Raw genomic sequence first — 25,575 nt, forward strand, 5'->3', positions numbered from 1 at the left:
ATGACCAGTAACGCAGACCTCACGCCGACGACCGCCCAGCAAATGCTCGACGACGCCGACCGCATCAGCAGACGCGCACACGACGCCGTCCGGTGGCCGTATGTGACCTTCTTGCTGGCACTCGGCACCTCGACATCCCTGGGCACACTCGGCATGGCGATGACCGTCGGCGACGCCTTCGGCCTCACCTATGTCGGCACGCTCGCTGCTGTCTTCGGGTCTCTGATCTTCTTCCTGCTGACGACGCAGGGGCGCCTCGCGTTCGCCTGGAGTCGCCGATGGACGATCTACGTTGCCGCCTGGCTCGCCGCCTATGTCGGCGCGATCGCCGTGGTGTCGTTCGCCCACGGCTCGATCGTGCTGGCGAGCATCACGTCGGGCCTCGTCTTCGCGGTGACGTTCACAGCGGCCGCCCTCGAGGCGAAACGATGACGGCAACCGAACACGCTCACCCTCGGCATCGGCTTTCCGACGTCTTGCAGAACCCGATCCGATTCTCGATCGCGGCGGCCCTCGACCGGGCCGAGAGGCTGAGTTTCGCCGAGGTTCGCGACGCCGTCGAGATCACCGACTCGGCTCTGAGCAAGCAGGTCGCGCTGCTCGAGGCGGCCGGCTACCTCGTCGTCAAGAAGGGCTTCGTCGGCAAGACGCCTCGCACCACGCTCGCGCTCAGCGCGGCGGGGCGCCGCGGGTGGAAGGCTCACCTCGCCGCTCTTCGCGACATCGCGGGGCAGCTCTAGCGCAGGCTCCTGAGCCCCGCCCGGATCTCATCGACGAGGATGTCGGGCTGCTCGAGGGCAGCGAAGTGCCCGCCCCGGGCAGCCTCGCCGTAGTGGATCAGGTTCGTGTAGGTGTCCTCGATCCAACTTCGCGGCAGGCGCGGGATGTCACGAGGGAAGACGGTCACTGCGACCGGCAGCGTGAGCGTGGGCCCGGCGAGGCTGCCCGAACTGTTCTCCCAGTAGATGCGGCCGGACGACGCGGCGCTGTTGGTGAACCAGTAGAGCGAGATCGCGTCGAGCATGTCGTCGATACTGAGGGCGTCTTCGGCGAGGCCGTCGTTGTCCGTCTTCGATTGGAACTTCTCGTAGATCCAGGCCGCCTGCCCCGCCGGAGAGTCGGCGAGAGCGAACCCGACGGTCTCGGGCTTCGTCGCCTGGAGGTGGTTCGACCCGCCGAGATAGCCCGTGTAGAGGGCGACGGTGTCGACGGCACCCTGCTCTTCGGCGGAAAGCGTCTCGGGGATCGGCGCGGGGAACGCGTACTGCGTGTTCAGGTGGACCCCGAGCAGACCTTCGGGCCGCATGGCTCCGAGGGCAGTCGTCACGACCGCACCCCAGTCGCCGCCCTGGGCCGCCCACTTCTCGTAGCCGAGACGCGCCATGAGCTCTGCCCAGGCACTCGCGATCCGCGACACCGTCCACCCCGTCTCGGCCGGCTTGCCCGAGAACCCGAACCCCGGCAGCGACGGGATGACGACGTCGAACGAGTCCGCGGCGTCTCCCCCGAACGCCTCGGGGTCGGTCAGCGGGCCGATCAGTTTCACGAACTCGACGATCGAGCCAGGCCAGCCGTGCGTCAGGATCAGGGGCATCGCGTTCGCATTCGTCGACCGGACGTGGAGGAAGTGGATGTCGAGCCCGTCGATCTCCGTGACGAACTGCGGGAAGCCGTTGAGTTCGCGCTCGAAGCGGCGCCACTCGTAGTCGTGCTGCCAGTACTCGACCAAGCTCTTGGCGTTCTCCAGACGGACACCCTGCGACCAATCCGCGACGGTCTCGGCATTCGGCCAGCGGGTTCGATCCAGCCGCTGCTCGAGGTCGTCGATCTCGGAATCCGGGATCGCGACGGTGAAGGGGCGGATGAGGGGTGACGGATTCGATGCGGTCATGACGTGGTTCTCCTCGCTGGTTGTGAGTGCGACAGGCCGTTGCACACGGGTGTGCAATGCACACCGGTGTGCAATCTACGCGCATTGCACACCGATGTGCAACGATGGGGCGATGAACGAGACCCGCGAGCGCATCCTCGACGTCGCCCTGGAGGTGCTGGGTCAGGATCCGGATGCCGCCATGAGCGACGTCGCCACGGCTGCCGGCGTCGTCCGTCGCACCGTCTACGGCCACTTCCCCAACCGGCGAGACCTGGTGCGTACCCTCACGGAACGGGCCGTGGCCGAGATCACCGATGTGCTCACCGAGGTCACGGCGTCCGACGAGAGAGCCGACGCGATGTGGGTGGATTTCGTCGCCCGGCTGTGGCCACTGGCGCACCGCTACCGCGTGGTCGTGGCGCTGCGGCGAGGCGAGTACGGGGCCGAGATCCACGCCCTCCTGAGGCCCGTCGACGACATCCTGGCGGATCTCGTGCAGCGCGGACAGGATGCCGGGGTGTTCGGTCGTCACCTGCCCGCCGGCATCCTGAGTCAGCTGGCCTACGCCACCGTCTTCACGATCGCCGACAGCCATCACTCGAACGGCGCCCTCGACGCCTGCGCGGCGACGATCACCAGCCTCCTGCTGCTGGGTGTGCCCGAAGCGCGCGCCGAAGGTCTCGCAGACGCCGGGGCTTGACTGACGCCCTCGTTCGGGCTGGGCTCAGCGCCGGGTCGCCGTCGCCGACCACGACGCGAGGAGCCGCAAGCTGTCCGCCGACGCAGTGCCCGCCTCGGCGGTGAGCACCATGAGCCGCTGCCCGTCGTCGCCGGAGTCGCCCCACATGTCGCAGTCGAGCGTGAGGTCGCCGACGACCGGGTGGTGGTAGCGCTTCGTGCCGTACGTCGCCGTGGAGGTCGCGTGAGATGCCCACCAACCCGCGAAGTCGTCGTCCCTCGCGCTGAGGTCGTCGACAAGAGCGGTCAGCCGGGGGTCGTCTCCGAAACGCGAGCTCTCGGTGCGCAGCGCGGCGACACAGCTCTCGGCGTCGTGTCGCCAGTCCCGGTGGAGCGCACGCATGACGGGGTTCGTGAAGAGCAGTCGCACGTAGTTGCGATCATCGATCGGCAGGGCGTCGAAGTCGACGAACAGCGACGTCGCGCCGATGTTCCAGGCGAGGATGTCCATCCGCCGCCCCAGCACCATGGCGGGAGTCTCGGTGAGCTGGTCGAGAAGGCGCTGCATCGCCGGGCGCGGCCGTTGAGACGGCCGGTGCGGGGGTGTGCCGACGGTCGTGCCCGAGACCTCCGCGAGGTACCGGCGATCGTCGGCCGTCAGCCGGAGAGCGTCAGCGAGGGCTGCCAGCACGCCCGCGGAGGCGGTGACCCGGCCCTGCTCGAGACGGGTGAGGTAGTCGACGCTGATCGCTGCGAGCCGAGCGAGCTCTTCGCGCCGAAGGCCCGGCACGCGCCGGATCGAGCCGGTCTCGTCGACTCCGACGTCGCCGGGCTGCAGCGCGCCGCGGCGAGCGCGGAGGAACTCCCCACCCGAACCGAGGCCGCCGTCTTCATACGGCCATTCTCGTCTCGACGGCGCCGTCGAGGGAGGGACGGATCACTCCCAGGCTCGAACCCTGCTCTTCTCGTCTTTCTCCAGGGCGTCGATGCTGGGGCCACCGAACGGAAGGAGTGCCCATGCAGCATCACCAGAGAACAGCAGTCGTCACCGGAGGCTCACGAGGCATCGGGCGTGAGATCGCCCTCCGCTTGGCGTCCGCAGGAGCCGACGTGGTCGTCGGCCACGCAGGCTCGCCCACCGCAGCGGCCGAGACCGTCGACCGGATCGTCGCCGCCGGAGGGCACGCGATCGCCGTGCGCGCCGACGTGGCCGACGACTCCGCGGTCCGGGCGATGTTCGACGCCGCCGAACACGAGTTCGGAGACATCGACGTCGTGGTGAACGCCGCCGGGGTCAGCTCGCTCACGAGCCTGGCCGACCTGGATCTCGACGAGCTCGACGCGATCCTGCGGACGAACGTGCGCGGGGCGCTCGTCGTCGGCCAGCACGCCGTTCGAACCCTCCGGCCCGGCGGGGCCCTGGTGACCATCGCCAGCTCGGCCACCCGGTTGCAGGAGCCGGGCAACATCGCCTACATCGCGTCGAAGGGAGCTGTCGAAGCGATCACCCTGGCTCTGGCCCGAGAGCTCGCCGGTCGCGACGTGACGGTCAACGCCGTCTCGCCCGGGCCGGTCCGCACCGAGATGCTCGAGAACTATCTCGGCGGCAGCGGCGGCGAGCAGCTAGCCGCATCGCTCGCCGCTCGCTCACCCCTCGGGCGCATCGGCGAGCCGAGCGACATCGCCGACGTCGTGGTCTTCCTCGCGACCTCGGGCCGGTGGGTGAACGGCCAGGTCGTCCACGTCAATGGGGGTGCTGCCTGACGCGGGTCGAGCTTCTGTATTGCCGTAGCCGCTCCGCGGGGCCGGGTAAATGGCCGGCGCGATCTATCCTGCGCTGGCCCTCTCGCCGTGGTCCGAGGGCTGAACTTCTTTGCCCCGAGACCGGCCGGAGCCGCGCGCAGAATCTCAGTCGCGCGATGTACCGCTACCGGCCGTTCGTCTGGCACGATCTGAGGAAGCGTCTTGATGGGGGAAGTATGAAGTTGAGAAACGTGGGGGTCGTCGTGTCGGCCATCGCTCTGGTGGCGGCTCTGGCGGGGTGCACGCAGACGGGCAGCAGTGTGAGCGAGCCGGGCTCCATCTCGAAAGCCACGAGCACGCCTGCCGCGGCCGTGAGCGCGACGGGCACAGGATGGACGGTCGGGGCGAAGACCGGGCCGGCGCCCGTCACTCTGGTCGTGCAGACTCCGACGGGCGAGCACGGGGTGGACGTGACGGTCTCCTGCCCGGGCACGGGTGCGTGGGTCGCCACCAACACGACCTCGTCGATCTCACGGCACGGTGTCTGCGACAAGGCCGACCCGACGCTCGTTCCGATCATCGGCACTCCCTCGTCGGTGACGATCGACGTCAGCGCCGCCACGGGCGGCCAGAAGTTCAGCGCGAAGGCCGTCGCGACGACGACACGCTTCCGGCAGGATGCCGCACTGGCCGCGTTCTGCAAGGCCTACTCCGTTCCCGACTCGACGACGTACAACGCCGACCTCAGCTACCAGAAGCACTTGTCGACGGCCGCGCAGTGGCAGCAGGAGCGCGCCGAAGCGGCCTCGCAGCTCGACACGATCGCGTCGAAGCCGGGCGACCCCGGATGGGCCGCGACGGCGACCAGCGCCCTCCGCGAAGCCGTCCTCGCTGCGCCCGCCGGCGCCGCCGGGCAGGCGGACAATCGGGACGAGCAGACCATCGGAATAGCCTGCGACAACAACTCTTCGAGCGTCGACGTGCAGGTGACCGTCCCCGGTCAAGGCTGACCGCCACCCGGAATGGGAAGGAGGCCCTGCCTGGTCATCGCAGCGAGGGGCCGAGGCGGAATCGGCCGCTGGCCCGTGTCCAAGTGAGGACGGGCGCGCTGCGGCCCCCCTCGTCGGTGATGACGCAATCCTTCTCCACGGCTCTCCCGAGCGTCTCGATGACATCGAGGATCTGGTCGAAAGCATCCTGATCCGTGATCTCACGTAGATCGATGTCGAAGAGCACCGCCTCGTCGTCGAAGAAGAAGTTGAGCATGACGTCTGGCCGTGGGCGGACTTTGATCGTGCTCAGCCGCATGAGGCCTTCCCTGATGTCGGACAACGCACGAGATCCGTCATTGCCCCTGACGACGACGTCCCAACGGGAACGCTCGAGGGCGGCCGTGACCGAATCCCAGTCGGCCGACGTGGAGCCGACGAACACACCGTCGGGCAGCACCAGAGGTCGCTCCCCGAAAGCCTCGACGAACGCCGACCACGCGATCCCGTGCCTCGCGGTCGCACTGCCGCCGCGCGCAGCGGCAGCCGAATCCCCGGCCCGGGCCCAGGCGCGCTCGAACTCCTCCGCCGTGATGCGAACCGGAAGGAACTCGGGATCCTGCGCGATCTCTTCGAAGGATGGCATCCGCGCGAGAGACAGCCAGGTTGCCCCTGACCCGCTCGCGGCATCCGCGCGAGTCATCGAGCCGTCACCGAAGACGTCGACCTTGCGCACTTCGAATCCCGCGTCGATCTCGGCGTAGAGCTCGACGGGCTCCTCCGGCAAGTCGTGCGCCCAGGTCACGCGTTGATAGTCCACGCGTCCATGGTGCCGCAAGCGAGACGACGACTGCGCGACCGAAGCGGAGCGGACGAGACGAGACGCTGTACTCGCGCTCGCAGAACGTTGCCATATACGAGCCGCAGGCTTTCGGCCTTTCGCGACGTGCCACTGCCCGCAGATGACGCGCCTCGGGTCGCGCGGCTGACGTGCCGCTACACTTCCGGTCAAGCGGGCCCGGGAGGCCGCGGCGGGACCCAGTCGATCTGGTCGGCATCGGATGCATTCGGGAAGGCCAGGACCTGCTCGTCGAACCGGTGCCACTGAAGGAGTTCTCCCCAGGCGTCTCCGACCTCACCGGCTACCAGCAGGATGTCGACTCCACCCACTTGCATCGCCACCTCGGAGATGCACGAGTGCTCGACGCGCACCTCGACGCGTTCGACGATCCCCGTGGGCAACGGCAATGATTCACGCGAACGAAGGGCCCCACCCGAGTGGCGACGCGTCCAGTGTCTCCGTTCGATACCGAGGCCAAATCCCTCGTCATCTTGAGGAGCCCAGAAGCACACGGGATCCTGCCCCTCGACGACCGCGATTAGCTCGATCGCTTGCACGCAGGGCACTTCCGGGTCGTCGAACTGGGCTGGTTCGTCAGACTCGTCATCGAACCTTAAGGCCCACTCCGACCCCTGCCACTTCGTCACGCGGTGCCCTCGCAGCGCTTCGAATGCGCCGATCTGCTCGCCGAGCCAGGCTGCGGCTCTCACCGTGCTAGGGCTCAAGTCTTCGCTGCGCATGAAGTCACGATAGAGCCGCGGGCGAATGAGCGCGGCGCGGATCACCCGTAGCCCTCCTGGGCGAGGCGCCAGCCGGCCGGAGTGTGAATGAAGCAGAACTGCCAACCGGGCATCGCTCCGGGCTGGGCGCCGGTCATGTTGGTCTCGGTGATGTCGACGGGGTAGCACTGCGAGGGCGGCCCGTTCTGGCCGAACTCGGGCTCGTCGATCGGTTTGGCGATGTTCTTAAAGGACAGCAGATCGGGATGTGTGCCCAGCAGCGAGAAACGCCGGCCGCACCAGGCGACCTGTCGCTCGTCGTCCGTGGCGCTGAGCGCCTCGGTGAGGGTGCAGTCGTGGGCTTCCGCAGCGCGGAGGTACACGAGCGGCACCTGCGCGACCGCGACGCGCCAGTGCATGATTCCGCCAGCGGTCGCTGCGACGGCGGCGACCAGGAGGCAGGTCACGAGGGCGCGGCGCGTCCGCGGCTTTCGTCGTGCCCTCATGAAACACATCGTGGCAACCCAGGCGCTGCCGGCCATCGGGCGTGAGGACGACATCCCTCGTCCCGGAGATCGACCGGCGACACGCGACAAGCCCATCAGTAGGATGCGAGAGTGACGGAGGCAGAGGGCACCGGGGCAGCGCAAGGGCAGGATCCGACGGAGCCCTGGAGCCGCTTGGCTCCCGACTACGAGCACTACCGGGGTCGCGAGGACTCGCTTGATCGGCTGGTCGAGTGGCCGGCGCAGCGGGAGATACTCGGCGACGTCGCCGGGCGCTCGGTGCTGGATCTCGGCTGTGGCAACGGCGGCAAGCTCCTCGAGCTGACCCTCGATGGCGCAGTCGACTCGGTCGGCGTCGACATCAGCGGCAACTTCCTGCCCACGCAGCCGCCCGGCCCGAAGCTCGTCCAGGGCGACCTGTCGGAGCTGGGATCGATCGCCGAGCTCGACGGTCGCACGTTCGACCGCGTCATGTTCCTTCAGTCGTTCGGGTACGCGTCGGATCCTGTGCGCACGCTCACGGATGCCCGCAGGATGCTCGCGCCCGACGGGTTCATCCTGCTCACTCGCACGCAGCCCGTCCGGTACGCACTCGAGCGCGCCGAGCAGAACGGCACCACTCTCGGCGAGGAGTACTTCTCGACCGCCGCCACCTTCACCTACCGGAGTGGCTGGAACGACGAGATCAGCCTCACCAAGCGGCCCTTCACGATGTCCGACCTGCTCAACACCGTCAGTGCCGCGGGGCTGCGAGTCGAGGCGGCCGTCGAGCCGCACCTGTCGGACGATGCCGCGCGCCGCTTCCCGCACAAGCGAGAGTGGATGAACAAGTACCTCGGCATCCTGATCTTCCGGCTGCGGCCGCTGTAGGCGGGGTCAGCCGCCGAGGAGGACTCGCATGGCTGCCTTCAGGGCGTCGTTGCCGCGGGTCAGCGCGTGGATTTCTGCCTCGAGGGCGGCGACGCGGTTCGGTGGGGTGACCGCGGGGGTCTGAGCGGGGTCAGGTATCGCGGCGGGCGCGGGCCTCGCGGCGGGCGCAGGCGTCACAGCCGAGACGGACGCGGTGGGGGCAGGGACCGCGACCGGTGCCGCAGCCTCGGGCTCCGGCTGTGGCTGTGGCTCCGTGTCGGCCGCGATCTTCGTGGTGACGACCGGCGAGAACCGGGGCCTGCGCTTCCTCGCGACCGGAGCCGAAGCCGCAGCCGACGCCGACGCCGACGCCGGGGCCGCGGTCTCGTCCTCCGCCTCAGCAGCCGCGACCCAGGCGCGCAGCGACTGCTGCCCCACGTTGAACTCCTCCGACACGACACGCAGCACCGAGCGGTCGCCGGGGTTCGTCGCGCGCCGCTCGAGAACGCGGGCCGCCGCCGCGTTGCGAGTCGCTTCGTCGTACTTCTGCTCAAAGGGCATGGGCAAAATCTAGGCCATGGACGGCGGCCGACACCGCGAGGCCCGCCCGCGCGTAACAATCGAGCGGCCGCATCGACGTCTGCTTACTGTGGGTTCTCGCGGCGGGATAGCTCAGTCGGAAGAGCACACGACTCATAATCGTGCGGTCGCGGGTTCAAGTCCCGCTCCCGCTACGGCTGCGTCTCAGCGGAAGACGGCGACCTCTTCGATCAAGCCGACGATGTTGTCGTTGAGAGCCTCGAGGTCTTCGGCCGGGATCCAGTACTCGAGGATGGTGCGGCCGCCGACCTGCTGCACGTCGTAGTCGTCGAGAAACGACTTCGCCACCTCGAAGCGAGTCACGTACCCGACACCGGAGGCCTTGACGTTCCAGTCGCGGGCGATCTTCGTGGCGTACTCCTCGTTCAAGACCGGATAGAAGATCGGCTGGTCGGGCAGTCGTGGCGGCCATCGCGTCGAGCCGCTCCGGCGCACGAGCTCCATCTCCTCCGGGCCGGCCGGTCGCCACAGAGTGATGGTCGGGGCTACCGCATCTGTTGTCGTCACGAGTTCATCGTGCCCGAACGGCTCGACGACCGGAAGCCGTACCGAGGCAGGAGAGCTAGCGTGAGAGGGTGACGACGACTCGACCCACCACCTCCCACGATGACCGCGCCGCGGCCGCCACTGCGACGGCGGCTACTGCGGCAGCGCTCCGCGACATCCTCGACGACGACCAGGTGCTGACCGATGCCGCGAGCCTCGAGCGCTACAGCCACGACGACGCCGAGTGGGCCGACTACACGGCGCCCCTCGCGGTCGTTCGGGCGCGCAGCACGGAGGACGTCGCTCGCGTCGTGAAGTGGGCCGGCGACCACGGGGTGCGAGTGGTGCCGCGCGGGGCGGGGACCGGTCTGTCCGGCGGGGCCAATGGCATCCTGAACTGCGTTGTCGTTTCTCTCGAGCTGATGGACGAGGTGCTCGAGGTGAACGTCGACGAGCGCTACGCCGTCACGCAGGCCGGGGTCATCAATGACGCCCTGCGGGCCGAGGTTGCCAAGAGCGGCCTCTGGTACCCGCCCGATCCGGCGAGCTCGGCCATCTCGACGATCGGCGGCAACGCGGCCACGAACGCTGGCGGCATCTGCTGCGTGAAGTACGGCGTGACGCGCGACTACGTGCTCGGCCTGACGGTGGTGCTGGCCGACGGCGAGGTCGTGCACCTCGGCCGCAAGACCGCGAAAGGCGTCGCCGGCTACGACCTGACCGGCCTGCTCGTCGGCTCGGAGGGCACGCTCGGCATCATCACCGAGGTCACCGTGACGCTGCTGCCGCTGAGCGGTCGCGACGAGCGGGCCGTCATCGGCTACTTCCCGTCGCTTCAGGATGCCGGGGTGGCCGTCGCCGAGATCTCTCGCGCGGGCATCGTCCCGGCCGCCCTCGAGCTGATCGACCACGCCTGCCTGACGGCCGTCGACGAGTGGCAGCACCTCGGCCTGCCCGACAGCGTCGACACCCTGCTGCTCTGCCGGATCGACGAGCGCGGGGCCGCGGGCGACGAGCTGGCCGACCGGGTGGAGGAGATCTTCGACGCGGCCGGCGGCACGAACGTCGAACGCGCCACCGACCCCGACGAGATCACCCGGCTCTTCTTGGCCCGCCGCCTGGCTTATCCGGCGCTCGAGCGCCTCGGGCCGGTGCTGACCGAGGACATCTGCGTGCCCCGCAGGCAGGTGCCGACGATGCTCGCCCGGATCCAGGCGACCGCTTCGGCGAACGACGTCACCATCGCGAACATCGCGCACGCCGGCGACGGCAACCTGCACCCGCTGATCATCACCCCGATCGGCGATGACGCCGCCAAAGCCCGGGCGAAACAGGCGTTCGACACGATCGTCGCCGACTGCCTCGACCTCGGCGGGACGGTCACGGGCGAGCACGGCGTCGGCCTGCTCAAGCTGCCCGGTGTCCGTGCCGAGCTCGGCCCGCGCGTGCTGGCCATGCACGCCTCGATCAAGGACGCGCTCGATCCGCGCGGCACCCTCAACCCGGGCAAGGCGTTCTGATGCTCCGCGGCTCGCGGCTTTAGCGTCTGCCTCGGCTGTCGGCCGAGCGCCGCGCACCGAGCACGATGAGGATGATGCCCACGATCACCATGATCGCTCCGATGTAGAACCACATCCTGTCGCCCGTCATCGAACTGCCCGGGATCAGGTTCAGCCCCTGCCCGGCGAACACCGCCCCGACGACCAGCACGACGACACCGACGACGACAAGGACGATGCGCGCGATTCTGCTCATGTCGCTCAACCTACCCGCGCCACAACGTGCCCGGCCGCGCCGCGCGGAGGGGGCTATCGTCTCGCCCATGGACGATGACGAGGGCGACGGGCTTGCGCGACTCGGCCTGCGCGAGGAGCAGCCGACACTCCCGATCCGGCCCAAGCAGCCGTGGTGGGTCGCCTCCTCATCGCTCTGGGCGAGCGTCCTCCTGGCCGCTGTCTGGCTCATCGCCGCCGTGACGTCGTACTTCAACCTGCCCGCCTCGATCACGTCGCACGACGCCTGGCGCCTCGTCTTCCCCTCGATCGCGACCCTCCTCGTGATCCTGTACGTGCCGAGCGTCGTGTACCACCTGAGGCGGCGCCGCCGCTGACTCTCGCGCCGGCGCGGGCGATCAGCTGTCGGGCGTTTGGCTTCGCGCCGACCCTTACTGAGAAGAACCGGCGCCCGAGGCGCCTCAAGGCCCCTCACGTGCTTGTTTTGTCCGCCCGACGGGACGCACTGCCCTTCTTGCCGGCGATCGCCAACATGTTCCGCTCGCTCGCGGTGGAGGCAGTGGTCGTCACTTCGACGTCGTGGAATCGGATACTCATCGTCAACTCGCCGAAGTGGTAATCCCAATCGAGCCACCGCATCGCCGTGAGCCGAGCCTATGACGAGCACTGACGAGTCGCGAGCTCAACGGGACCCCTCCCCCTTGGCAAGTTCGAGCCTCGCCGATAGGTTGCTCCCCATGGCACAGGTAGTCGTCTACGGGCACCGCGAGTCTCTCCGGCAGCACCGCAGCGCGCTGTCCGAAGCCATCCATGCCGCGGTGATGGAGGCTCTGGACTACCCCGCCGAGAAGAAGTTCCATCGCTTCGTCGCCCTCGACGCCGACGACTTCATCCACCCCGACGATCGAGGGCCCGACTACACGATCGTCGAGATCTCGCTCTTCGAGGGTCGCACCGAGGCGGCGAAACGAGCGCTCATCGCCGCGCTCTTCGCGCGAATCGAGTCGACGGCGGGCATCCTGCCGCACAGCGTCGAGATCACGCTGACCGAGACGCCCAAGGTGAACTGGGGCATTCGAGGCGTCAACGCCGCCGACCTCGCGCTCGGGTATCGCGTCGACATCTGAGGCCGACCTACCCGAGCCGGCACCGGCCCCGGGCGGTCACGACGCGAGCAGCCGCGCCCGCGGCGGCAGGGGCTCGCGCTGGCCGGCAGCACGGAGGCCGTCGATCGCGAGCGCTGCGAAACGGCGGGCGGCAGCGAGCCGCGTCGCGACGGGGGCCTGCGACACGCCCCGGCCGGCGAGCAGCACCAGCACGAGGTCGTCGAGCACGAAGTCGGAGCGCAACCCGCCGGCATCCTGCGCCCGTTTCGCCAGCCCGGCCAGCAGGCGCAGCAACTCGGCACGATGCGCCGCGAAGTCGACGGCGTCGGGGAAGTCGCTCGTGAAGGCCTCGACGAAGGCGTGGTTGCGCGCGTTCAGCTCGCTGATGCCGACGATGACAGAGCGAAAACCTCTCCAGGCATCACGGTCGGAGGCCCCCGTCTCGACGACCGCACGGCACTCTCGCAATTCGTCGTCGAACGCCGCCCCGACGAGATCCTGCTTGGTCGGGAAGCGGCGGTAGAGGGTCGCGGGGCCGACGCCGGCGCGGCGTGCGACCTCGCGCATCGGCACGCCGAGGCCCTGCTCGGCGAACAGCCCGCGCGCGGCGTCGAGCAGCCGGTCGCGGTTGTCGAGGGCGTCGGAGCGCAGCAAGCGAGGCAAAGAGTCGGGCATCTGCCTCACTTTAGTCAAGCGGACGGGGGTGTCCACTACCGTCGGTTTCGGCGGCTCCCGTTCGGCCCGCCAGACGAACGAGGAGAGCCCAGTGCGCGCCATCACGATCGAGAAGTTCGGCCCCGCCGAGGGCCTGGCCCTGTCGGAGCGACCCGAGCCCGCCGTGGTCGCCGGCTCGGTGCTGATCGAGGTGGAGGCCATCGGCGTCGGCGGGGTGGACGCCGTGATCCGCCGCGGCACCCTCGGCAGCTCCTTCCCCGTCGGGATGGTGCCCGGCAGCGAGGTCGCCGGCAGGGTCACTCAGGCCGGCGAGGGGGTTGCAGGATCATGGGTCGGCAAGCGGGTCTGGGCCTTCACCGGCACCAGCGGGGCCTACGCCGAACGGGCCGTGGCACATCTCGACGACGTGACCGAGCTGCCCGATGCCCTCAGGTCGAGCGACGCCGTCGCGCTCGGCGGCGCGGGCCCGGTCGCGCACTTCGCCTTAGAGCACGCGCGCTTCGAAGCAGGTCAGTCGGTGCTCGTGCGCGGTGCGGCGGGAAGCCTCGGCATCATGGCCCTGCAGCTCGCGGCAGCGGCCGGGGCGAGCGCAATCGGCGTGACCACCTCGTCGCCCGAGCGGGGCCGGCGCCTGCGGGATCTCGGGGCGACCCGCATCCTGGATCGCACGGCGCAGCCTGCCGAGGGCGACGACGCTCCCGGCGCCTTCGACGTCGTCATCGACATCGTGGGCGGCCCCGAGCTGCCGTCGTTCGTCGAGCTGCTCGCCCCGAACGGCCGGTTCGTCTCGATCGGAGTCGTCGGGGGCTACCCGCCGGCCGACTTCGGGATGACCCTGATGCGCCTCTTCCAGCGCTCGCTCTCGTTCGCCACGTTCAGCCTCGACACCGTGCCGATGGCCGAGCGCAACGCCGCCCGGGCCGACATCTTCGCCCGCGCGGCTCGGGGTGAGCTCCGCGCCGTCGTCGACGGGATCCTGCCTCTCGCCGATGCCGCCGAGGCCCACCGCCGGATGGACGCGGGGACGGTCTTCGGGCGGATCGTGCTCACGCCCTGATCCGAGGCGACGCCGGGCCGCCGCGCCACCATGCAGGGTCAGTCGGGAGGCGCAGTCGGGATCGCACTATCGTGCAGGTGTGGACGTGGTCGTGGAGGTCGGGGGCTGGGAGCACGAGTGCTGCGGCGCGGCCTATGAGCGCGGGCAGCTCGTCGACCTGAACTGCGTCAGCTACCTCGGCGGCGACGGCCGCAACTGCTTCTCCGAAGTCCACCACGTCACCGTGCCCGATCGACGTGTTCGGGGCCGCATCACGGACATCGCCATGGTGCTCGATGACGGGTCGACCCGCGCGATCCTGCGGCTGCCCAGTGGCGCAGCCCTCCGTCACTTCGACGACGATGACGACGGGCTGCTACGTGATCCCTGGTCGGAGCGCCTCGTCGGAGAGATCTCGTCGGAGTTCATCCTCACGGTCAGGACGTGACGCCGGCGGGCCCGGCCGGGCCGGGACGCGACGACTACGCGCGGAGGATCCGAGACGAGCCGCACGACCGCGACCCTGCGACACTGGCAGCGGCAATGCACACGACGCGAAGGAGCGACATGCCGAAGACCGTGACCCTCATCCGCTCGGCCTCGCTGTCGAGCGTGGCCGAGTACGCCTACGCCGCGACGGCACCGGCCGAGGCGCGGCTGATCTTCCTCGCCGGAGCCTGCCCCTCAACGACGACGGCTCGACCGCGAGTGTCGGCGACTACGCCGGGCAGGCCGCGAAGTGCCTCGACAACATGGTCGTCGCGCTGCGCGAGGCAGGGGCCAGGATCGACGACGTGGCCGTCGCCGCCGTCCGCGACTGACCATCGGCGAGGTCACCTCTGCTGCACGAACTGGGTGATCGTGAACGCCACTCCCTGCGGGTCGAGGGCGTCGGCGAGACGCGTCCACTTCTCGTCGGCCGTTGCGACGATCCTGCCGCCGAGCCGTTCGATCGTCTGCGCCGCGGCGTCGCGGTCGGCCACGCTGAAGCCGACCTGCCAGGTGGCGGGCCCGTCGGTCGAACGTGCGGCCCCGAACACGTCGGCGAAACCAGCGGGAGCACCCGCCTGCCGCTCACGAATGTGCGGGTCGCTCGTCGCCGCGAGGTGATCGCCGTAGCCCGGCACGCCCAGCATGCGGGCCGAATCCGGCCCCATGTCCATGACGGCCCAGCCGAACACCTTCCGGTAGAAGGCGAGGTGGGCTTCAGGATCCGGGGTGCGCAGGTCGCTGAACACCCACCCTCCGGGTCGGTTGATGTACTGCGACCCGAGGCGCTCCCGCGCCTGCCAGAGCCCGAACAGCACGCCGCGGTCATCACGACAGAACGCGCTGCGGCCGGCAGCCCCTCCTCGCCCCGCGTCCTCGAGGCCGAAGACCTCTCCTCCGGCATCGCGCACGGTCTGCGCCGTCTGGTCTGCGTCGTCCACCGCGAAGTACGTGACCCAGCCTGACGCTGCCCCGTCGGCCAGCGAGGCCAGCGCCCCCACGTCGAGCCCGTCGCGCGTGGCGATGCGGTACGACCCCGGCGCCTGCGGCGGGAGCCGCTCTGAGAGCGACCAGCCGAACAGCGCGCTGTAGAACGCCTCGGCGGCATCGACGTCGGCATGCCGGCCGTCGATCCAGCTCGGCACTCCCTGCGGATAGGTGCGGGGCGGAAGCGCGTCTTCGTTTCTCTCGGTTCCGGGCATCGGTGTCCTCCATCGGTCGGTGGCCCCAGGTCTAGCACCGGCCACCGTCACGCCGAGCGCGCGACGGGGCGGTCGGCGAACGCGAGAAGCCGACCACAGCGCGACTATGTTAGAGGCGGGTGGAACCGACGGGCGGCCGCCGGACAGTACAGGGCATGGACACGATCACCGGGGATCAACGAGAGTGGGCGCTGGCAGTCGCCGGAGACGGCCGCGCGTTCGGCCGCATCTTCGACCGGCACGCGCCCCGCCTGAGACGACATGTCAGCGCGCTCGTGCCGACAGCCGCCGACGCGGACGACGTCGTCGCGATCACGTTCGCGACCGCCTGGGAGAAGCGGGCCGGCGTGCGCTTCGTCGACGCGTCGATCCTGCCGTGGTTGCTCGTCACGGCCACGAACACCGCCCACAACCTGACGCGCGCGCAACGTCGCTACCGCGCCTTTCTCGCCCGATTCCCCGTCGACTCACCTGTGCCCGACACCGCCGACACCGTTGCCGACGACGCGTTGAGCACCTCACTCGCCCGCCTGAGTCTTCGTGACCAGGAGGTGCTGGTGCTCTGCGTCGTGGAGGGCCTGAGCGAACGCGAGGCGGCCGCGACTCTGGGCGTGCCGCCGGGCACGGTCAAGTCGCGCCTGAGTCGCGCGAAGAGCCGACTCAAACAGCAGTACACGGCATCCACGTCACCCATAGGAGCATCGTCATGAACGACATCGACATCACCGCCCCTGGCGACGCGCCGCACTCGCCACGGCTGACCATGATGCGCGACGCCCTCGTCGAGACCGTGATGCAGGAGGCAGCCCGGCCACATCGCCGCCTCACGCGAAAGGCCTTCTGCGCACTCCTCGCCGCATTCGTGCTGGCCGGAGGGATCTCCGGGGGCCTGACCGCGGCCGCCGCGCTCGGCACGCGGGACGACGCGGTCCTGGCCGGAGGAGTCGCCACGACGGGCGCGTACGACATGACGGAGGGGCAGCACGGGACCTTGCTGGGCGCCCCTGTGTCGGAGATCACCTCGGGCCCGGACTCGCTCTCGCTCGGCGATGCGCCTCCCGGCGCGAACGCGGTGGCCATCGGCTTTCAGTGCGTGACGGCCGGGCGCTTCACCCTCACGTTCGCATCCGGCCTCCCTGTCACGAACGGCCGATGCCGGGTGAGCTCCGACGACGAGCCGTCCACGACGACGCCCGCCGGATACTCGCTTCGCGTCGACCCGAGCCAGGGCGGCGTCGTGAAGATCGTCGCTGCGGCCGACGCCCGCTACGCCGTGTGGGCGTCCTGGGCGAAGGTGCCGACGCCGGCCAAGCCATCGCCCGCCCAACTCGCCGAGATCGCGGATCACAAAATCACCCGGTCCGAGTACGTGGCCGCTTTCCACCGCTACGAGAAGTGCATGAGCGCTGCTGGTTACGACCTCGGGCAGATCCCCGACAACGAGACGAATTTCCAGTACGGCATTCCAGGCGACGGCATCGCCGAATCCGACACGGTCTGCTACCCGCGCGAGTTCGAGCAGGTAGACGACCTCTGGCAGGCGGCGCACCCGCAGTAGCAGCGGCCCACACCAGCCAGAAAGGCCCCGACGCAGACGACACGCCGGGGCCTTCCTCGGGGTTGGACTAGCCGTTCAGGCGACGGCGACGACGCGCGATGAACGTGAACGCTCCGCCGAGGGCGAGCAGCAGGGCTGCGAAGCCGACGGCCGGGGCCGGGTTCGAGCCGGTGAAGGCGAGGCTGCCGTCAGCTGCCGTGGTGGTCGTAGTGGGCGTCGTCGCGATGGGCGTCGTCGGCCCGGTCGCAGCAGTCGTGGTGACCGCGGCGGCGAGCACGAACTCGACGTCGTTCGACGGGCCGGAGACGACCGGGTCACCGTTGGCGTCGACGACCGGCTGGCCGGAGGCGTCGAGCAGCAGAGACTCGGCCTCGACCGTGTAGTCGTTCGGCGTCAGGGCGACGGTGACGCTCCAGGTGCCCTTGCTGTTCACGACGATCGGTGCCTGCGGGTCTGCCGGCGTCGCAGCTTTCGGGGCGGCGAGCTTGGCCTGCTCGGTCTGCGCCTTCGCGGCCTGGGCCTCAGCGGCCTGGACCTCAGCGGTGGGGACCACGGCGAGAACGATGTTCGCCCCGGGGGTTCCGGTACCCGTGAAGGTGACCTGGCCGCCGGTCAGGTGCTGACCGTTCGTCGGCGAGGTGATAGTGGGAGTCGCCAGGGTCGGCACCGACGTCGTCGCGGCCGGGAGGGTGATCGTGAAGGAGATCGGCGGGTTGGTGGGCCCGACGTTCAGTTCGTTCGCCGAGAGGTTCTGCGTCACGGCTGCTGAGTCGGGGAAGGTGTAGGTCTCCGACCAGTTTCCCGAGGCGTCGGGCAGCGTCTGGAAGAGGCGCGTGCCGTCCGCGGCGAGCACGTTGACGGGCTCTCCGTCAGTGCCGGTGCCGGTGAACGTGACCGTGCGCGACGTCTCCGTCGCCCCATTGGTCGGCGCCGTGACGGTGAACGTCGGGGCGACCGTGGTGGCGGCGGGCAGGGTGATCGTGAAGTTCTGCGCGGCACCGGCAGGACCGACGTTGGGCTCGTTGATGCTGAGGTCCTGCGTCACCGCGTCGCTGTCGGCGAACGTGTAGGTCGACGACCAGGTGCCGTCGGCGCCCGGGTCGGCCTGGAAGAGACGGTTGCCCGCAGCATCCAACACGTTGACTGGCTCGCCCGTGAAGCCCGTGCCCATGAACGTCACGGTGCGCGAGGTCTCGTTGGCACCGTTCGTCGGGCTGGTCACGCTGAGCGTCTGGGCCGGCGCCGGCAGTGTGATCGTGAACGTCCTGGATGCACCATCGGGCCCGACGTTGGGCTCGTTGGCCGAGAGCACCTCGGTGGTGGCCGCGGTGTTCGAGAAGGTGTAGCTGCCCGACCAGGCGCCGTCCGCACCCGGGTTGGCCTGCAGGATCCTGGTGCCGTCAGCGGTCAGGACGTTGACGGGCTCCCCCGTGGTGCCCGTCCCGGCGAAGGTGACCGTGCGCGAGGCCACCGTGCTGCCGTCGGCCGGGCTCGTCACCGCGAACGTCGCAGGCGCGTCGGCCGTCACCGGAGCGGTGGGAGTCGCGGCGGCGGGTGCCGGCGCGGACGCGGCAGTGGGCGCCGGGCTGCTGGTGGGAGCCGCGGTGGCCGTGGGAGCGGGCGTCGCAGTGGTGGTCGGCGTCGGCGTGCTGGCCGGCGCTGGCGTGCCGGTCGGAGCCGGGGTACCGGTCGCCGCGGGAGCCGGGGTGCCGGTCGCCGCGGGGGCCGGGGTACCGGTCGCCGCGGGAGCCGGGGTGCCGGTCGCCGCGGGGGCCGGGGTACCGGTCGCCGCGGGAGCCGCCGCGCTGGTCGCGCTGGGATCGGCGGTAGCTGCGTTCGCGGGAATCGTCGCGACGAGGGCGCCGCCGAGAGAAAGCGTGAGGACGACCGGAACGGCCAGACCCCTCCGCCAGAGAGTTCTGTTCACTGGAAAATGGCTCTTTCGGGTAGAGATGAGCGTCATTGCCCGTCGTCTCCGACCCTGTTCGAATCCTGACGGCAAAAGCGTCGAAGGCTCACGTTGAACCCCGACGATCGGAACATATCAGCGAACCGGGTCGTTCGGAAGGAATACTGCAGAGTCTGCATGTTTGCCCGATCGCCTGTACCCCGGCCGAGCAGAACAACCCCTCAGTCGAGCTTCCCCCACCGCGCCCGCGCCCCGAGATAGAGGCCGTAGACGATCACGCCGATGCCGACGGCGAGCAGGATGACCCGACCGAATCGCAGGTGCGCGAGGGTGAGCAGCGCGCCGTCCAGGCCCGTCGCCTTCTGCGGGTCGAAGGTCCACGCCGCCACCACGAACAGCACGCCGACGACACCGAGCGCGACGCCCTTGGCGATATAACCGACGGGCCCGGCCACCGTCACCACGGCACCCATCGGCATCGCGGGCACCGACAGGTCGTTGCGGAACTTCAGCGAGACGCCGCGAGCGACGAAGTAGACACCGACGCCGAGCACGGTGAGGCCCACCGCGATCAGCAGCAGCTCGCCGCCGGGGGCCTGCAGGATCCGCGCGCTGAGCGTCTTCGAGGCCTTCGTCGAGTCGGTCGAGCTGCCGCGCGCGAACGTGAACGCCGTCACCGCGATGGCGAAGAACACCACGGCCCGGCTGACGTCGCCGAAGCGATGCGACCACAGGTGCTCGCGCTGACTACCGCGCGACCGCACGAGGTGAGCGATCTGCCAGACACCGAGGGCTGCGAGACCGACGACGAGCAGCCACAGGATCACGACGCCACCGGGAGCCCGGGCGATCTGACGCAGCGCCCCCGACTGGTCGGCCTGGCCCGTGCCGCCGTTGCCCGTCGAGATCCTGATGGCGATGACGCCGATCAACACGTGCAGCACGCCGTTGACGACGTACCCGCTGCGCGCCGCGATGCGGAAGGGTTTGCTCGCGGATGCGTCGTCGGCGACGTCCTGGGCGGTGTCTGCCGCCCTGTCGGCGGTGTCTCCCGCTTTGTCGGCTGCATCGCCGATCGCGTTCGCGGCCTCGGCCGCACCCGACCCGGTCGTCTTGCCCGCCTCGCTCATCAGCGCAGGCTATCGGCGACAGGGCTGCCGCGTTACCGGTCGAACCGCCGCCCCTCGCCCTTGTCGGCGCTGCAGAACCAGACGAGCAGGATGATGCCGCCCACGATCGGGATCAGCGCGATGAAGTACCACGCGCCCGAACGGTTGGTGTCGTGGAGGCGGCGCCAGGCGAGGGCCAGCGACGGCACGATGTTCGCCAACGCCCAGATGAAGTAGAGGATCTCGACGACGGACTGCCCGGGGCTCGTGAAGTAGACGTTCGTCGGGCCGGCGTGCGCACCCCGCAGCGCGGAGTTGAGGATCGAGTAGACGATGCCGACGACAGCGGCGACGAGCTGCCACCACCAGTATTCGGACCGACTCGCACGGCCCGAGAAGGTGGCGTACTTGGCGACGTAGCGCCGCACGGCCACCGAGAAAGGCGCGCCGTAGTAGGGCTGATTCAGCGGAGGCTCACCCTGCGACAGGGAAGCGGGCGGCTGGTAAGCGGGCGGCGGTGCATATGACACGGGGGGCTCCTCATTGAGTCGTGAACTTTCCTCACCGGAGCCTAGGGGGCTGCGCCAGGCCGAAGGAACCGCCACGCGGCGCTGCTGATAGCGGATGCACGGCGCGGGCTCTCGCATCCTGGTTGGCTGTTCGCATGCGACGAATTCTGGTGCTGGGCGGGACGGGTTGGTTGGGCAACGAGGTCGCGCGGGCTGCCCTCGAGACCGGGGCGGAGGTCGTCTGCCTCGCGCGCGGTGCCTCGGGTTCGGTGCCTGCCGGTGCCCGCCTCGTCCGCGCCGACCGCAGCGACCCGCGCGCCTACGACGAGCTGAAGGGCGACCTCGGAGGCGAGTGGGACGACGTGATCGAAATCACTTACGACCCGACGTGGGTGCGCTCGGCGCTCGACGCCCTGGCCGACAAGGCCCGCCACTGGACGCTCGTCTCGACGGTCTCGGTCAATGCCCGAAACGACGAACCCGGGGCCGACGAGTCGGCGGCCCTCCAGGCACCAGACGAGACCGGGGGCTACGGAAAGGTCAAAGTCGCGGTCGAGGAGACGACGGCCGCGCGTCTCGGAGACCGGCTGCTGACCGTGCGCCCCGGCCTCATCGCCGGCCCCGGCGACCCGAGCGACCGGTTCGGCTACTGGCCCGCCCGACTGCAGGGCGGCGGCGCTGTGCTCTCCCCCACCGCCACGGGCCGTTTCGTGCAGGTCATCGACGTCGCCGACCTCGCGGCGTTCATCGTGACGGCGGGGCACGGTCGCCGGGTCGGCACGATCAACGCGGTCGGCGATTCGCACCCGTTCGACGAGGTGCTCGACCGCATCCGTGCTGCGACCGGCTTCGACGGCGAAACGATCGCCCGAGACGACGCCTGGCTCGTCGACCACGGGGTCGAGTACTGGTCCGGGCCGCGCTCCCTCCCCCTCTGGCTGCCCGCCGAAGACACCGGCTTCGCCCGACGCAGCAACGCCGCCTACCTCGCCGCCGGCGGCCGCCTCCGCCCCCTGCGTGACACGATCGCCCGCACCCTCGCCGACGAGCTCGCCCGCGGTCTCGACCGCGCCCGCCGCGCCGGCCTCACTCGAGCCGACGAGGCGGCCCTCCTCGCGTCCTGATCGGTGCCAGGATCGCAGGATGACAGACACGCGCGGCTCGGGTCTCGTCGCCGACTTGCTCCGCCTCCCCAACCCGCGATCCATCCGGCCCGTGACCGTGCAACGACGACCGCTCGACCCGATCGGGGACATCGGCCTGGAGTCGGTCGTCCTCGGCAGCCAAGACGGCGACTTGATCCCGTGCCTCTACCTCACGCCCGCCACACCGCCACCGTGGCCCCGAGCAATGATCGCCGTCCACCAGCACGCCGACCGGTTCGACCTCGGCAAGAGCGAGCCGGCCGGGCTCCGCGGTGACCCCGCGCTGGCTTTCGGCCTGCGCCTGGCGGAAGCGGGCCTGCCGACTCTCATCCCCGACCTCGTCGGGTTCGAGGATCGCCAGCGCTCTCAGGACGACGCATCCACTGCCGAGCGCTTTGACGCCCTCTGGCGTATCGCAGAGGGTTCGAGCTTGCAGGCCAAGCACACGAGCGATCTCGCCGTTGCGACATCCTGGCTCGAGGACAACGTCGACGGGCCCATTGGCATCATGGGCCACTCGCTCGGCGGTCAGGTCGCGCTCTTCGCTCTCGTGTTCGACTCGCGCCTGACCGTCGGCGTCATTTCGTGCGGGATCGGCACACTCGCCTCCTTTCGAGAACGCCAGATCCCGCACAATCCGGCCTGGTTCGTGCCTGACCTGACCCGGCGCGGAGATATCCCCGCGATCGCCGCGCTCATGGAAGACCGTCGATTGTTCGTGTCCGCAGGCTCGGACGACCCGTGGTTCCCGATCCAAGGTGTCCACGAGGTGATCGACGCCTTCCCCCCGGGCGTCTGCGAGTTCCGCGAGACAGCATCCGGCCACCAGCTCACGCAAGAGACGATCCAGGCATCCATTGCCTGGCTGAAGCGAACCCTCTAGCAGAGGCTCTAGGCGACTCGGAGGACACCGACGATGACGCGATACCGATCCCGCGCGGCGAAGTCCGACCACCTCCAGACGGCCGGGCGCCCGACCTCGGCGCACAGGTGCAGGAGCTCCCCACCGAGCGCGACAGCGACATGAGCGCCCCAGGCGTCCGCGGTGCTGTTGAAGAGGACGAGGTCGAGCCGCTGCGCCTCCGTCGCCTCGATGTGCTGCAGGCTTCGGTCGGCCCACAGCTCGCTCGATCGATGTGGGGCAATGTGGCGGCCAAAGAGCTCGAGCACGGCGTAGGCGAACCGCTGGCAGTTCGCGCCGTCGGCGATGGGCTCCAAATCAATCGGCTGCGGGTGTGCCGATGCCGAGTAGGGCACCGTGAACACCCAGTCGGGCCAGCCGCCTGCCGGGGCGGGGCTCCCCAACTGCTTCGCCGCGATGGTCACGCGTCCATTCCACCACGCCCGCGGTGGCGGGCCAGAGGCGGCCCGGGTCAGGCGCCGAGGGCCTCGGCGAAAGCGAGCTCGAGGGTGTCGAAGGCCTCGTCGAGCTGGTCCGAGCTGATGGTGAGGGCCGGCGAGAGCGTCAGCACGTTGCCCATCGTCGTCTTGAAGTTCAGGCCGCGACGCAGCGAACCGTAGAGCACGGCCTCGGCGAGATCCGCGTCGGCGAGGCCGGTGTGCGGGTCGACGAGTTCGACCCCGAGCATGAGCCCGCGGCCGCGCACATCGCCGACCACGTCGCCGAAGCGAGAGCGCAGGCCGCGTGCTCGCGTTAGCGCGTGCTGCCCCAGCGCCGCGGACCGCTCGACGAGTCCCTCCTCGTCGATGATCTGCAGCGTGGTGAGGCCCGCGCGGCTCATCACGGGGTTCTTCTCGTGCGTGTAGTGCCCGAACGCCCACTCTTCGCCGACGTCGAGCTCGGCCCGGGCGAGCACGATGGCCATGGGGATCATGCCCCCGCCGAGGCCCTTGCCGAACACGAGCAGGTCGGGCACGACGCCCTCCTGCTGCGAGACCGAGAACGAGCCGGTGCGACCGAGCCCGGTCGGGATCTCGTCGAAGATCAGCAGCGTGCCGGTCTCGTCGCAGCTCTTGCGAACGGCCTTCCAGAAGCCGGGCGCCGCCATGGCCGGCACGGCGCGCATCGGCTCGGCGATGACCGCGGCCACGTCGCCCTGCACCCTCAGCGTGTAGTCGATCAGCTCGGCGAGGGCGCGGCCGCAGGATTCCGTGTGCGGTTCGTCGAACCGGTGGCCCGCCCCGAATCGGTCGCCGTAGCAGCCGATCGGCGGCACGTGCTCGGTGCCGGTCAGAAGCGGGCCGATGGGGCCGGCGCGGAACATCTGCTCGCCGCCGACGCTCGACGCCCCGAATCCTGCGCCGTGGAATGACTCCCAGAACGACACGGTCTTGAACCGGCCGGTCGCCGCGCGAGCGATCCGGAGGGCGACTTCGACCGCGTCCGAGCCGCCGGTCGTCATCAGCATCCGGTCGAGGCCCGCGGGGGCGTGCGCGATCATCGACTCGGCGAACTCCACGCTGATGTCGCTCGTGAAGCGCCGCGGAACGAACGGGAGCGTCGTCAGCTGCTTCGTCACGGCGTCGACGAGACGCGGGTGGGCATAGCCGATCTGGTGCGCCGAATTGCCGTGGAAGTCGAGATAGCGCGTGCCGTCCGACGCGAACAGGTAGGGCCCCTCGGCCCCGACGATCGAGGTGAGGCACGGTGTCGAGACCGCCTGCTTGAGGTAGGCCGATGCGTCGCGCTCGAGCGTCTCTTGATCCTGCGGGCTTCTCGACTCGTTCCACCGGGTTCGACGAGCGCTCACGTTGGTGTCGCTCTCGCTCTGCTTCGGAATCACGCGCGGACGGTAGCACGCCGACATGACGCGCTGGGGGTGGCCCTCGGCGCAGGATCTCATCGCGCCGCTACCAGCGCCTGAAACCGCCATCGGTGGTGAGCACCTGGCCCACCATCCAGCGCCCGGCGTCGCTGACCAGCCACGCGATCAGCCGCGCAGGGTCGTCGGGCTCGCCGAACTCACCACCGGGAAAGTGCGACAGCACGTCGCGAATCGTCTCGGGGTCGCGGTCGCCGGTGAGGTCGTCGAGATAGCCGGTGTTCACCGGGCCTGGGTTGACCGTGTTCAGCACGATGCCACGCTCGGCGAGGTCTTCGGCGACGGACGGCGTGATTCCGGCGAGCGCGGCCTTCGACGTCGCATAGGCGATCTCGTTCGACATGGGCCCGCTGACCTGGCCCGACGTCATCCAGATCACACGGCCGCCGGGCCTGCCGTCGTGCTGGGCAGCGAAATCACGCGTGGCCAGAAGGGTGGAGCGGGCGTTGACGTGCCAGTGCCCGTCGAGCATCTCGGCCGTCATGTCGGCCAATCGCCCGTCGCCGCCGCTTCGAGCGTGATTGCAGACCAGGATGTCGAGGTGCCCGAACGCAGCGGCCGCCGCCCTGATCAGCTCCTCGCCCCCGGTGGCCGACTCGAGGTCGATCTCGGCGTGGTCGATGCTGGCCTCACCGACGAGGCTGCCGCTCAGCTCGGCGATCAGGGCGTCGAGAGAGTCGGCGCCCCAGGGTTGCTGCGCGTCGTGGGGTGCGTAATGCTGGAGGAACAGGCTCGCGCCCATGCTCGCCAGCCGCTGCGCGACCGCGAAGCCTATCCCCCGGCGTCGGCTCACCCCCGTGATCACGGCCACGCGCCCGGCCAGAGACGATTCCCCATCGAAGTCCATCTCGCCATCCTGCCAGGCTCGGGGGCCGAGCCGTGCGCCTGCGGGCGGGGCACCCGTCACCCCTGGGTTAACTTTCGTAGTGCTCGGCAGGTCGGGGCGTACCGTTGAGCAAGACGACTCGGCACCCTGCCCTCCCACCGCGTCGTCAACCCCCTCCCGAACACCCTCTCTAACCCGAATAGAGACCCCC

At 69.7% G+C, this 25,575-nt stretch carries 32 protein-coding genes and 1 tRNA gene; 16 read left to right on the forward strand and 17 right to left on the reverse strand.

Features of this window, described 5'->3' with window-relative positions:
* Nucleotides 1-432, forward strand: a complete 432-nt coding sequence (locus AX769_RS16435) for a chemotaxis protein CheY (protein ID WP_066281520.1) — start codon at nt 1-3, stop codon at nt 430-432.
* Nucleotides 429-740, forward strand: coding sequence for a transcriptional regulator (locus AX769_RS16440; protein ID WP_066281525.1), 312 nt, complete (start codon nt 429-431; stop codon nt 738-740). Before AX769_RS16435 ends, AX769_RS16440 begins: the two co-directional genes overlap by 4 nt.
* Here the strand turns inward: AX769_RS16440 and AX769_RS16445 are convergent.
* Complete coding sequence (locus AX769_RS16445; protein ID WP_066281528.1) at nt 737-1,891, reverse strand: epoxide hydrolase family protein; 1,155 nt, start codon at nt 1,889-1,891, stop codon at nt 737-739. The genes AX769_RS16440 and AX769_RS16445 overlap by 4 nt on opposite strands.
* A gap of 112 nt (nt 1,892-2,003) precedes the next feature.
* On the opposite strand from AX769_RS16445, the gene AX769_RS16450 reads away from it, so the two are divergent.
* Nucleotides 2,004-2,573, forward strand: a complete 570-nt coding sequence (locus tag AX769_RS16450; RefSeq protein WP_082763875.1) for a TetR/AcrR family transcriptional regulator — start codon at nt 2,004-2,006, stop codon at nt 2,571-2,573.
* 24 nt (nt 2,574-2,597) lie between these two features.
* Here AX769_RS16450 and AX769_RS16455 read toward each other — a convergent pair whose 3' ends face one another.
* A complete protein-coding gene (locus AX769_RS16455; RefSeq protein ID WP_066281536.1) occupies nt 2,598-3,389 on the reverse strand; it encodes a helix-turn-helix domain-containing protein in 792 nt (263 codons plus the stop codon).
* A gap of 179 nt (nt 3,390-3,568) precedes the next feature.
* Between AX769_RS16455 and AX769_RS16460 the strand changes: the two genes are divergently transcribed.
* Both AX769_RS16460 and AX769_RS16465 read left to right on the forward strand, forming a co-directional pair.
* Complete coding sequence (locus tag AX769_RS16460) at nt 3,569-4,315, forward strand: SDR family oxidoreductase (RefSeq protein WP_066281538.1); 747 nt, start codon at nt 3,569-3,571, stop codon at nt 4,313-4,315.
* A gap of 215 nt (nt 4,316-4,530) precedes the next feature.
* Nucleotides 4,531-5,304, forward strand: a complete 774-nt coding sequence (locus AX769_RS16465) for a hypothetical protein (protein ID WP_157887684.1) — start codon at nt 4,531-4,533, stop codon at nt 5,302-5,304.
* A 34-nt stretch (nt 5,305-5,338) separates the two neighbouring features.
* On the opposite strand, the gene AX769_RS24770 is transcribed toward AX769_RS16465, so the two are convergent.
* The 3 genes from AX769_RS24770 to AX769_RS16480 all read right to left on the reverse strand — a co-directional run bounded on the left by AX769_RS24770 (nt 5,339) and on the right by AX769_RS16480 (nt 7,349).
* On the reverse strand, nt 5,339-6,103 hold the full coding sequence (locus AX769_RS24770; RefSeq protein WP_204249224.1) for a hypothetical protein: 765 nt from the start codon (nt 6,101-6,103) through the stop codon (nt 5,339-5,341).
* 188 nt (nt 6,104-6,291) lie between these two features.
* Nucleotides 6,292-6,864: a hypothetical protein gene (locus tag AX769_RS16475; RefSeq protein WP_157887685.1), complete on the reverse strand. Its 573-nt coding sequence runs from the start codon at nt 6,862-6,864 to the stop codon at nt 6,292-6,294.
* Between the two features lie 41 nt (nt 6,865-6,905).
* Nucleotides 6,906-7,349, reverse strand: coding sequence for a hypothetical protein (locus tag AX769_RS16480; protein WP_157887686.1), 444 nt, complete (start codon nt 7,347-7,349; stop codon nt 6,906-6,908).
* Nucleotides 7,350-7,460: 111 nt separating this feature from the next.
* On the opposite strand from AX769_RS16480, the gene AX769_RS16485 reads away from it, so the two are divergent.
* On the forward strand, nt 7,461-8,219 hold the full coding sequence (locus AX769_RS16485; protein WP_066281548.1) for a class I SAM-dependent methyltransferase: 759 nt from the start codon (nt 7,461-7,463) through the stop codon (nt 8,217-8,219).
* 6 nt (nt 8,220-8,225) lie between these two features.
* Here AX769_RS16485 and AX769_RS16490 read toward each other — a convergent pair whose 3' ends face one another.
* Nucleotides 8,226-8,759 carry a hypothetical protein gene (locus AX769_RS16490; RefSeq protein WP_066281549.1) on the reverse strand — a complete coding sequence of 178 codons (534 nt, stop codon included), beginning with the start codon at nt 8,757-8,759 and terminating at the stop codon, nt 8,226-8,228.
* A 100-nt stretch (nt 8,760-8,859) separates the two neighbouring features.
* Here AX769_RS16490 and AX769_RS16495 point away from each other — a divergent pair.
* Nucleotides 8,860-8,932 (forward strand) — tRNA-Met (locus tag AX769_RS16495).
* 10 nt (nt 8,933-8,942) lie between these two features.
* Here AX769_RS16495 and AX769_RS16500 read toward each other — a convergent pair.
* Nucleotides 8,943-9,305, reverse strand: coding sequence for a hypothetical protein (locus AX769_RS16500; RefSeq protein WP_239451828.1), 363 nt, complete (start codon nt 9,303-9,305; stop codon nt 8,943-8,945).
* Nucleotides 9,306-9,373: 68 nt separating this feature from the next.
* On the opposite strand from AX769_RS16500, the gene AX769_RS16505 reads away from it, so the two are divergent.
* The gene (locus AX769_RS16505; RefSeq protein WP_239451829.1) at nt 9,374-10,804 is read left to right on the forward strand and encodes an FAD-binding oxidoreductase; all 1,431 of its coding nucleotides are present in this window, start codon (nt 9,374-9,376) and stop codon (nt 10,802-10,804) included.
* A gap of 19 nt (nt 10,805-10,823) precedes the next feature.
* Here AX769_RS16505 and AX769_RS16510 read toward each other — a convergent pair whose 3' ends face one another.
* Nucleotides 10,824-11,039, reverse strand: a complete 216-nt coding sequence (locus AX769_RS16510) for a hypothetical protein (RefSeq protein ID WP_066281561.1) — start codon at nt 11,037-11,039, stop codon at nt 10,824-10,826.
* Nucleotides 11,040-11,106: 67 nt separating this feature from the next.
* Here AX769_RS16510 and AX769_RS16515 point away from each other — a divergent pair, with 67 nt between their 5' ends.
* The gene (locus AX769_RS16515; RefSeq protein WP_066281563.1) at nt 11,107-11,394 is read left to right on the forward strand and encodes a hypothetical protein; all 288 of its coding nucleotides are present in this window, start codon (nt 11,107-11,109) and stop codon (nt 11,392-11,394) included.
* A 94-nt stretch (nt 11,395-11,488) separates the two neighbouring features.
* Here the strand turns inward: AX769_RS16515 and AX769_RS24170 are convergent, their stop codons facing one another.
* The gene (locus AX769_RS24170) at nt 11,489-11,656 is read right to left on the reverse strand and encodes a hypothetical protein (RefSeq protein WP_157887687.1); all 168 of its coding nucleotides are present in this window, start codon (nt 11,654-11,656) and stop codon (nt 11,489-11,491) included.
* Nucleotides 11,657-11,754: 98 nt separating this feature from the next.
* On the opposite strand from AX769_RS24170, the gene AX769_RS16520 reads away from it, so the two are divergent.
* Nucleotides 11,755-12,144 carry a tautomerase family protein gene (locus tag AX769_RS16520; protein ID WP_066281565.1) on the forward strand — a complete coding sequence of 130 codons (390 nt, stop codon included), beginning with the start codon at nt 11,755-11,757 and terminating at the stop codon, nt 12,142-12,144.
* 36 nt (nt 12,145-12,180) lie between these two features.
* Here the strand turns inward: AX769_RS16520 and AX769_RS16525 are convergent, their stop codons facing one another.
* Entirely contained in the window at nt 12,181-12,798 is a 618-nt protein-coding gene (locus tag AX769_RS16525; protein WP_157887688.1) for a TetR/AcrR family transcriptional regulator, read from the reverse strand.
* 28 nt (nt 12,799-12,826) lie between these two features.
* On the opposite strand from AX769_RS16525, the gene AX769_RS16530 reads away from it, so the two are divergent.
* Together AX769_RS16530 and AX769_RS16535 are read left to right on the forward strand one after the other, a co-directional pair.
* Complete coding sequence (locus tag AX769_RS16530; protein ID WP_239451830.1) at nt 12,827-13,855, forward strand: zinc-binding dehydrogenase; 1,029 nt, start codon at nt 12,827-12,829, stop codon at nt 13,853-13,855.
* A gap of 79 nt (nt 13,856-13,934) precedes the next feature.
* The gene (locus tag AX769_RS16535; protein WP_066281571.1) at nt 13,935-14,282 is read left to right on the forward strand and encodes a hypothetical protein; all 348 of its coding nucleotides are present in this window, start codon (nt 13,935-13,937) and stop codon (nt 14,280-14,282) included.
* A gap of 385 nt (nt 14,283-14,667) precedes the next feature.
* On the opposite strand, the gene AX769_RS16540 is transcribed toward AX769_RS16535, so the two are convergent.
* Nucleotides 14,668-15,525, reverse strand: coding sequence for a VOC family protein (locus AX769_RS16540; RefSeq protein WP_066281574.1), 858 nt, complete (start codon nt 15,523-15,525; stop codon nt 14,668-14,670).
* A gap of 155 nt (nt 15,526-15,680) precedes the next feature.
* On the opposite strand from AX769_RS16540, the gene AX769_RS16545 reads away from it, so the two are divergent.
* Both AX769_RS16545 and AX769_RS16550 read left to right on the forward strand, forming a co-directional pair.
* A complete protein-coding gene (locus tag AX769_RS16545) occupies nt 15,681-16,235 on the forward strand; it encodes an RNA polymerase sigma factor (protein ID WP_066281576.1) in 555 nt (184 codons plus the stop codon).
* Nucleotides 16,232-17,083, forward strand: coding sequence for a hypothetical protein (locus tag AX769_RS16550; RefSeq protein WP_066281579.1), 852 nt, complete (start codon nt 16,232-16,234; stop codon nt 17,081-17,083). Before AX769_RS16545 ends, AX769_RS16550 begins: the two co-directional genes overlap by 4 nt.
* Nucleotides 17,084-17,150: 67 nt before the next feature.
* On the opposite strand, the gene AX769_RS16555 is transcribed toward AX769_RS16550, so the two are convergent.
* The 3 genes from AX769_RS16555 to AX769_RS16565 all read right to left on the reverse strand — a co-directional run bounded on the left by AX769_RS16555 (nt 17,151) and on the right by AX769_RS16565 (nt 20,631).
* The gene (locus AX769_RS16555; RefSeq protein WP_066281583.1) at nt 17,151-19,010 is read right to left on the reverse strand and encodes a hypothetical protein; all 1,860 of its coding nucleotides are present in this window, start codon (nt 19,008-19,010) and stop codon (nt 17,151-17,153) included.
* A gap of 203 nt (nt 19,011-19,213) precedes the next feature.
* The gene (locus AX769_RS16560) at nt 19,214-20,122 is read right to left on the reverse strand and encodes a DUF1206 domain-containing protein (RefSeq protein ID WP_082763877.1); all 909 of its coding nucleotides are present in this window, start codon (nt 20,120-20,122) and stop codon (nt 19,214-19,216) included.
* A gap of 32 nt (nt 20,123-20,154) precedes the next feature.
* On the reverse strand, nt 20,155-20,631 hold the full coding sequence (locus AX769_RS16565; RefSeq protein WP_066281584.1) for a DUF805 domain-containing protein: 477 nt from the start codon (nt 20,629-20,631) through the stop codon (nt 20,155-20,157).
* A 134-nt stretch (nt 20,632-20,765) separates the two neighbouring features.
* On the opposite strand from AX769_RS16565, the gene AX769_RS16570 reads away from it, so the two are divergent.
* On the forward strand, nt 20,766-21,734 hold the full coding sequence (locus tag AX769_RS16570; protein ID WP_066281585.1) for an NAD-dependent epimerase/dehydratase family protein: 969 nt from the start codon (nt 20,766-20,768) through the stop codon (nt 21,732-21,734).
* Between the two features lie 19 nt (nt 21,735-21,753).
* A complete protein-coding gene (locus AX769_RS16575; RefSeq protein WP_066281586.1) occupies nt 21,754-22,638 on the forward strand; it encodes a dienelactone hydrolase family protein in 885 nt (294 codons plus the stop codon).
* A gap of 8 nt (nt 22,639-22,646) precedes the next feature.
* On the opposite strand, the gene AX769_RS16580 is transcribed toward AX769_RS16575, so the two are convergent.
* The 3 genes from AX769_RS16580 to AX769_RS16590 all read right to left on the reverse strand — a co-directional run bounded on the left by AX769_RS16580 (nt 22,647) and on the right by AX769_RS16590 (nt 25,385).
* Entirely contained in the window at nt 22,647-23,081 is a 435-nt protein-coding gene (locus AX769_RS16580; protein ID WP_239451831.1) for a hydrolase, read from the reverse strand.
* Between the two features lie 47 nt (nt 23,082-23,128).
* Nucleotides 23,129-24,499, reverse strand: coding sequence for an aspartate aminotransferase family protein (locus tag AX769_RS16585; protein ID WP_204249225.1), 1,371 nt, complete (start codon nt 24,497-24,499; stop codon nt 23,129-23,131).
* A 67-nt stretch (nt 24,500-24,566) separates the two neighbouring features.
* A complete protein-coding gene (locus AX769_RS16590; RefSeq protein WP_066281591.1) occupies nt 24,567-25,385 on the reverse strand; it encodes an SDR family oxidoreductase in 819 nt (272 codons plus the stop codon).
* Between the last annotated feature and the right edge of the window lie 190 nt (nt 25,386-25,575).

Origin of the sequence: Frondihabitans sp. PAMC 28766, from assembly GCF_001577365.1 — a bacterium.
Lineage (GTDB): Bacteria > Actinomycetota > Actinomycetes > Actinomycetales > Microbacteriaceae > Frondihabitans.

Excerpts from the sequence above, each read along its gene's own strand:
- AX769_RS16465 (WP_157887684.1), top strand. The coding sequence starts at position 4,531 with ATGAAGTTGAGAAACGTGGGGGTCGTCGTGTCGGCCATCGCTCTGGTG.
- AX769_RS16435 (WP_066281520.1), top strand. The coding sequence starts at position 1 with ATGACCAGTAACGCAGACCTCACGCCGACGACCGCCCAGCAAATGCTC.
- AX769_RS16445 (WP_066281528.1), bottom strand. The coding sequence starts at position 1,891 with ATGACCGCATCGAATCCGTCACCCCTCATCCGCCCCTTCACCGTCGCG.
- AX769_RS16575 (WP_066281586.1), top strand. The coding sequence starts at position 21,754 with ATGACAGACACGCGCGGCTCGGGTCTCGTCGCCGACTTGCTCCGCCTC.
- AX769_RS16570 (WP_066281585.1), top strand. The coding sequence starts at position 20,766 with ATGCGACGAATTCTGGTGCTGGGCGGGACGGGTTGGTTGGGCAACGAG.
- AX769_RS16480 (WP_157887686.1), bottom strand. The coding sequence starts at position 7,349 with ATGAGGGCACGACGAAAGCCGCGGACGCGCCGCGCCCTCGTGACCTGC.
- AX769_RS24170 (WP_157887687.1), bottom strand. The coding sequence starts at position 11,656 with ATGCGGTGGCTCGATTGGGATTACCACTTCGGCGAGTTGACGATGAGT.
- AX769_RS16460 (WP_066281538.1), top strand. The coding sequence starts at position 3,569 with ATGCAGCATCACCAGAGAACAGCAGTCGTCACCGGAGGCTCACGAGGC.
- AX769_RS16450 (WP_082763875.1), top strand. The coding sequence starts at position 2,004 with ATGAACGAGACCCGCGAGCGCATCCTCGACGTCGCCCTGGAGGTGCTG.
- AX769_RS16475 (WP_157887685.1), bottom strand. The coding sequence starts at position 6,864 with ATGCGCAGCGAAGACTTGAGCCCTAGCACGGTGAGAGCCGCAGCCTGG.
- AX769_RS16550 (WP_066281579.1), top strand. The coding sequence starts at position 16,232 with ATGAACGACATCGACATCACCGCCCCTGGCGACGCGCCGCACTCGCCA.
- AX769_RS16520 (WP_066281565.1), top strand. The coding sequence starts at position 11,755 with ATGGCACAGGTAGTCGTCTACGGGCACCGCGAGTCTCTCCGGCAGCAC.
- AX769_RS16545 (WP_066281576.1), top strand. The coding sequence starts at position 15,681 with ATGGACACGATCACCGGGGATCAACGAGAGTGGGCGCTGGCAGTCGCC.
- AX769_RS16525 (WP_157887688.1), bottom strand. The coding sequence starts at position 12,798 with ATGCCCGACTCTTTGCCTCGCTTGCTGCGCTCCGACGCCCTCGACAAC.
- AX769_RS16440 (WP_066281525.1), top strand. The coding sequence starts at position 429 with ATGACGGCAACCGAACACGCTCACCCTCGGCATCGGCTTTCCGACGTC.
- AX769_RS16560 (WP_082763877.1), bottom strand. The coding sequence starts at position 20,122 with ATGAGCGAGGCGGGCAAGACGACCGGGTCGGGTGCGGCCGAGGCCGCG.
- AX769_RS16590 (WP_066281591.1), bottom strand. The coding sequence starts at position 25,385 with ATGGACTTCGATGGGGAATCGTCTCTGGCCGGGCGCGTGGCCGTGATC.
- AX769_RS16540 (WP_066281574.1), bottom strand. The coding sequence starts at position 15,525 with ATGCCCGGAACCGAGAGAAACGAAGACGCGCTTCCGCCCCGCACCTAT.
- AX769_RS16490 (WP_066281549.1), bottom strand. The coding sequence starts at position 8,759 with ATGCCCTTTGAGCAGAAGTACGACGAAGCGACTCGCAACGCGGCGGCG.
- AX769_RS16515 (WP_066281563.1), top strand. The coding sequence starts at position 11,107 with ATGGACGATGACGAGGGCGACGGGCTTGCGCGACTCGGCCTGCGCGAG.
- AX769_RS16510 (WP_066281561.1), bottom strand. The coding sequence starts at position 11,039 with ATGAGCAGAATCGCGCGCATCGTCCTTGTCGTCGTCGGTGTCGTCGTG.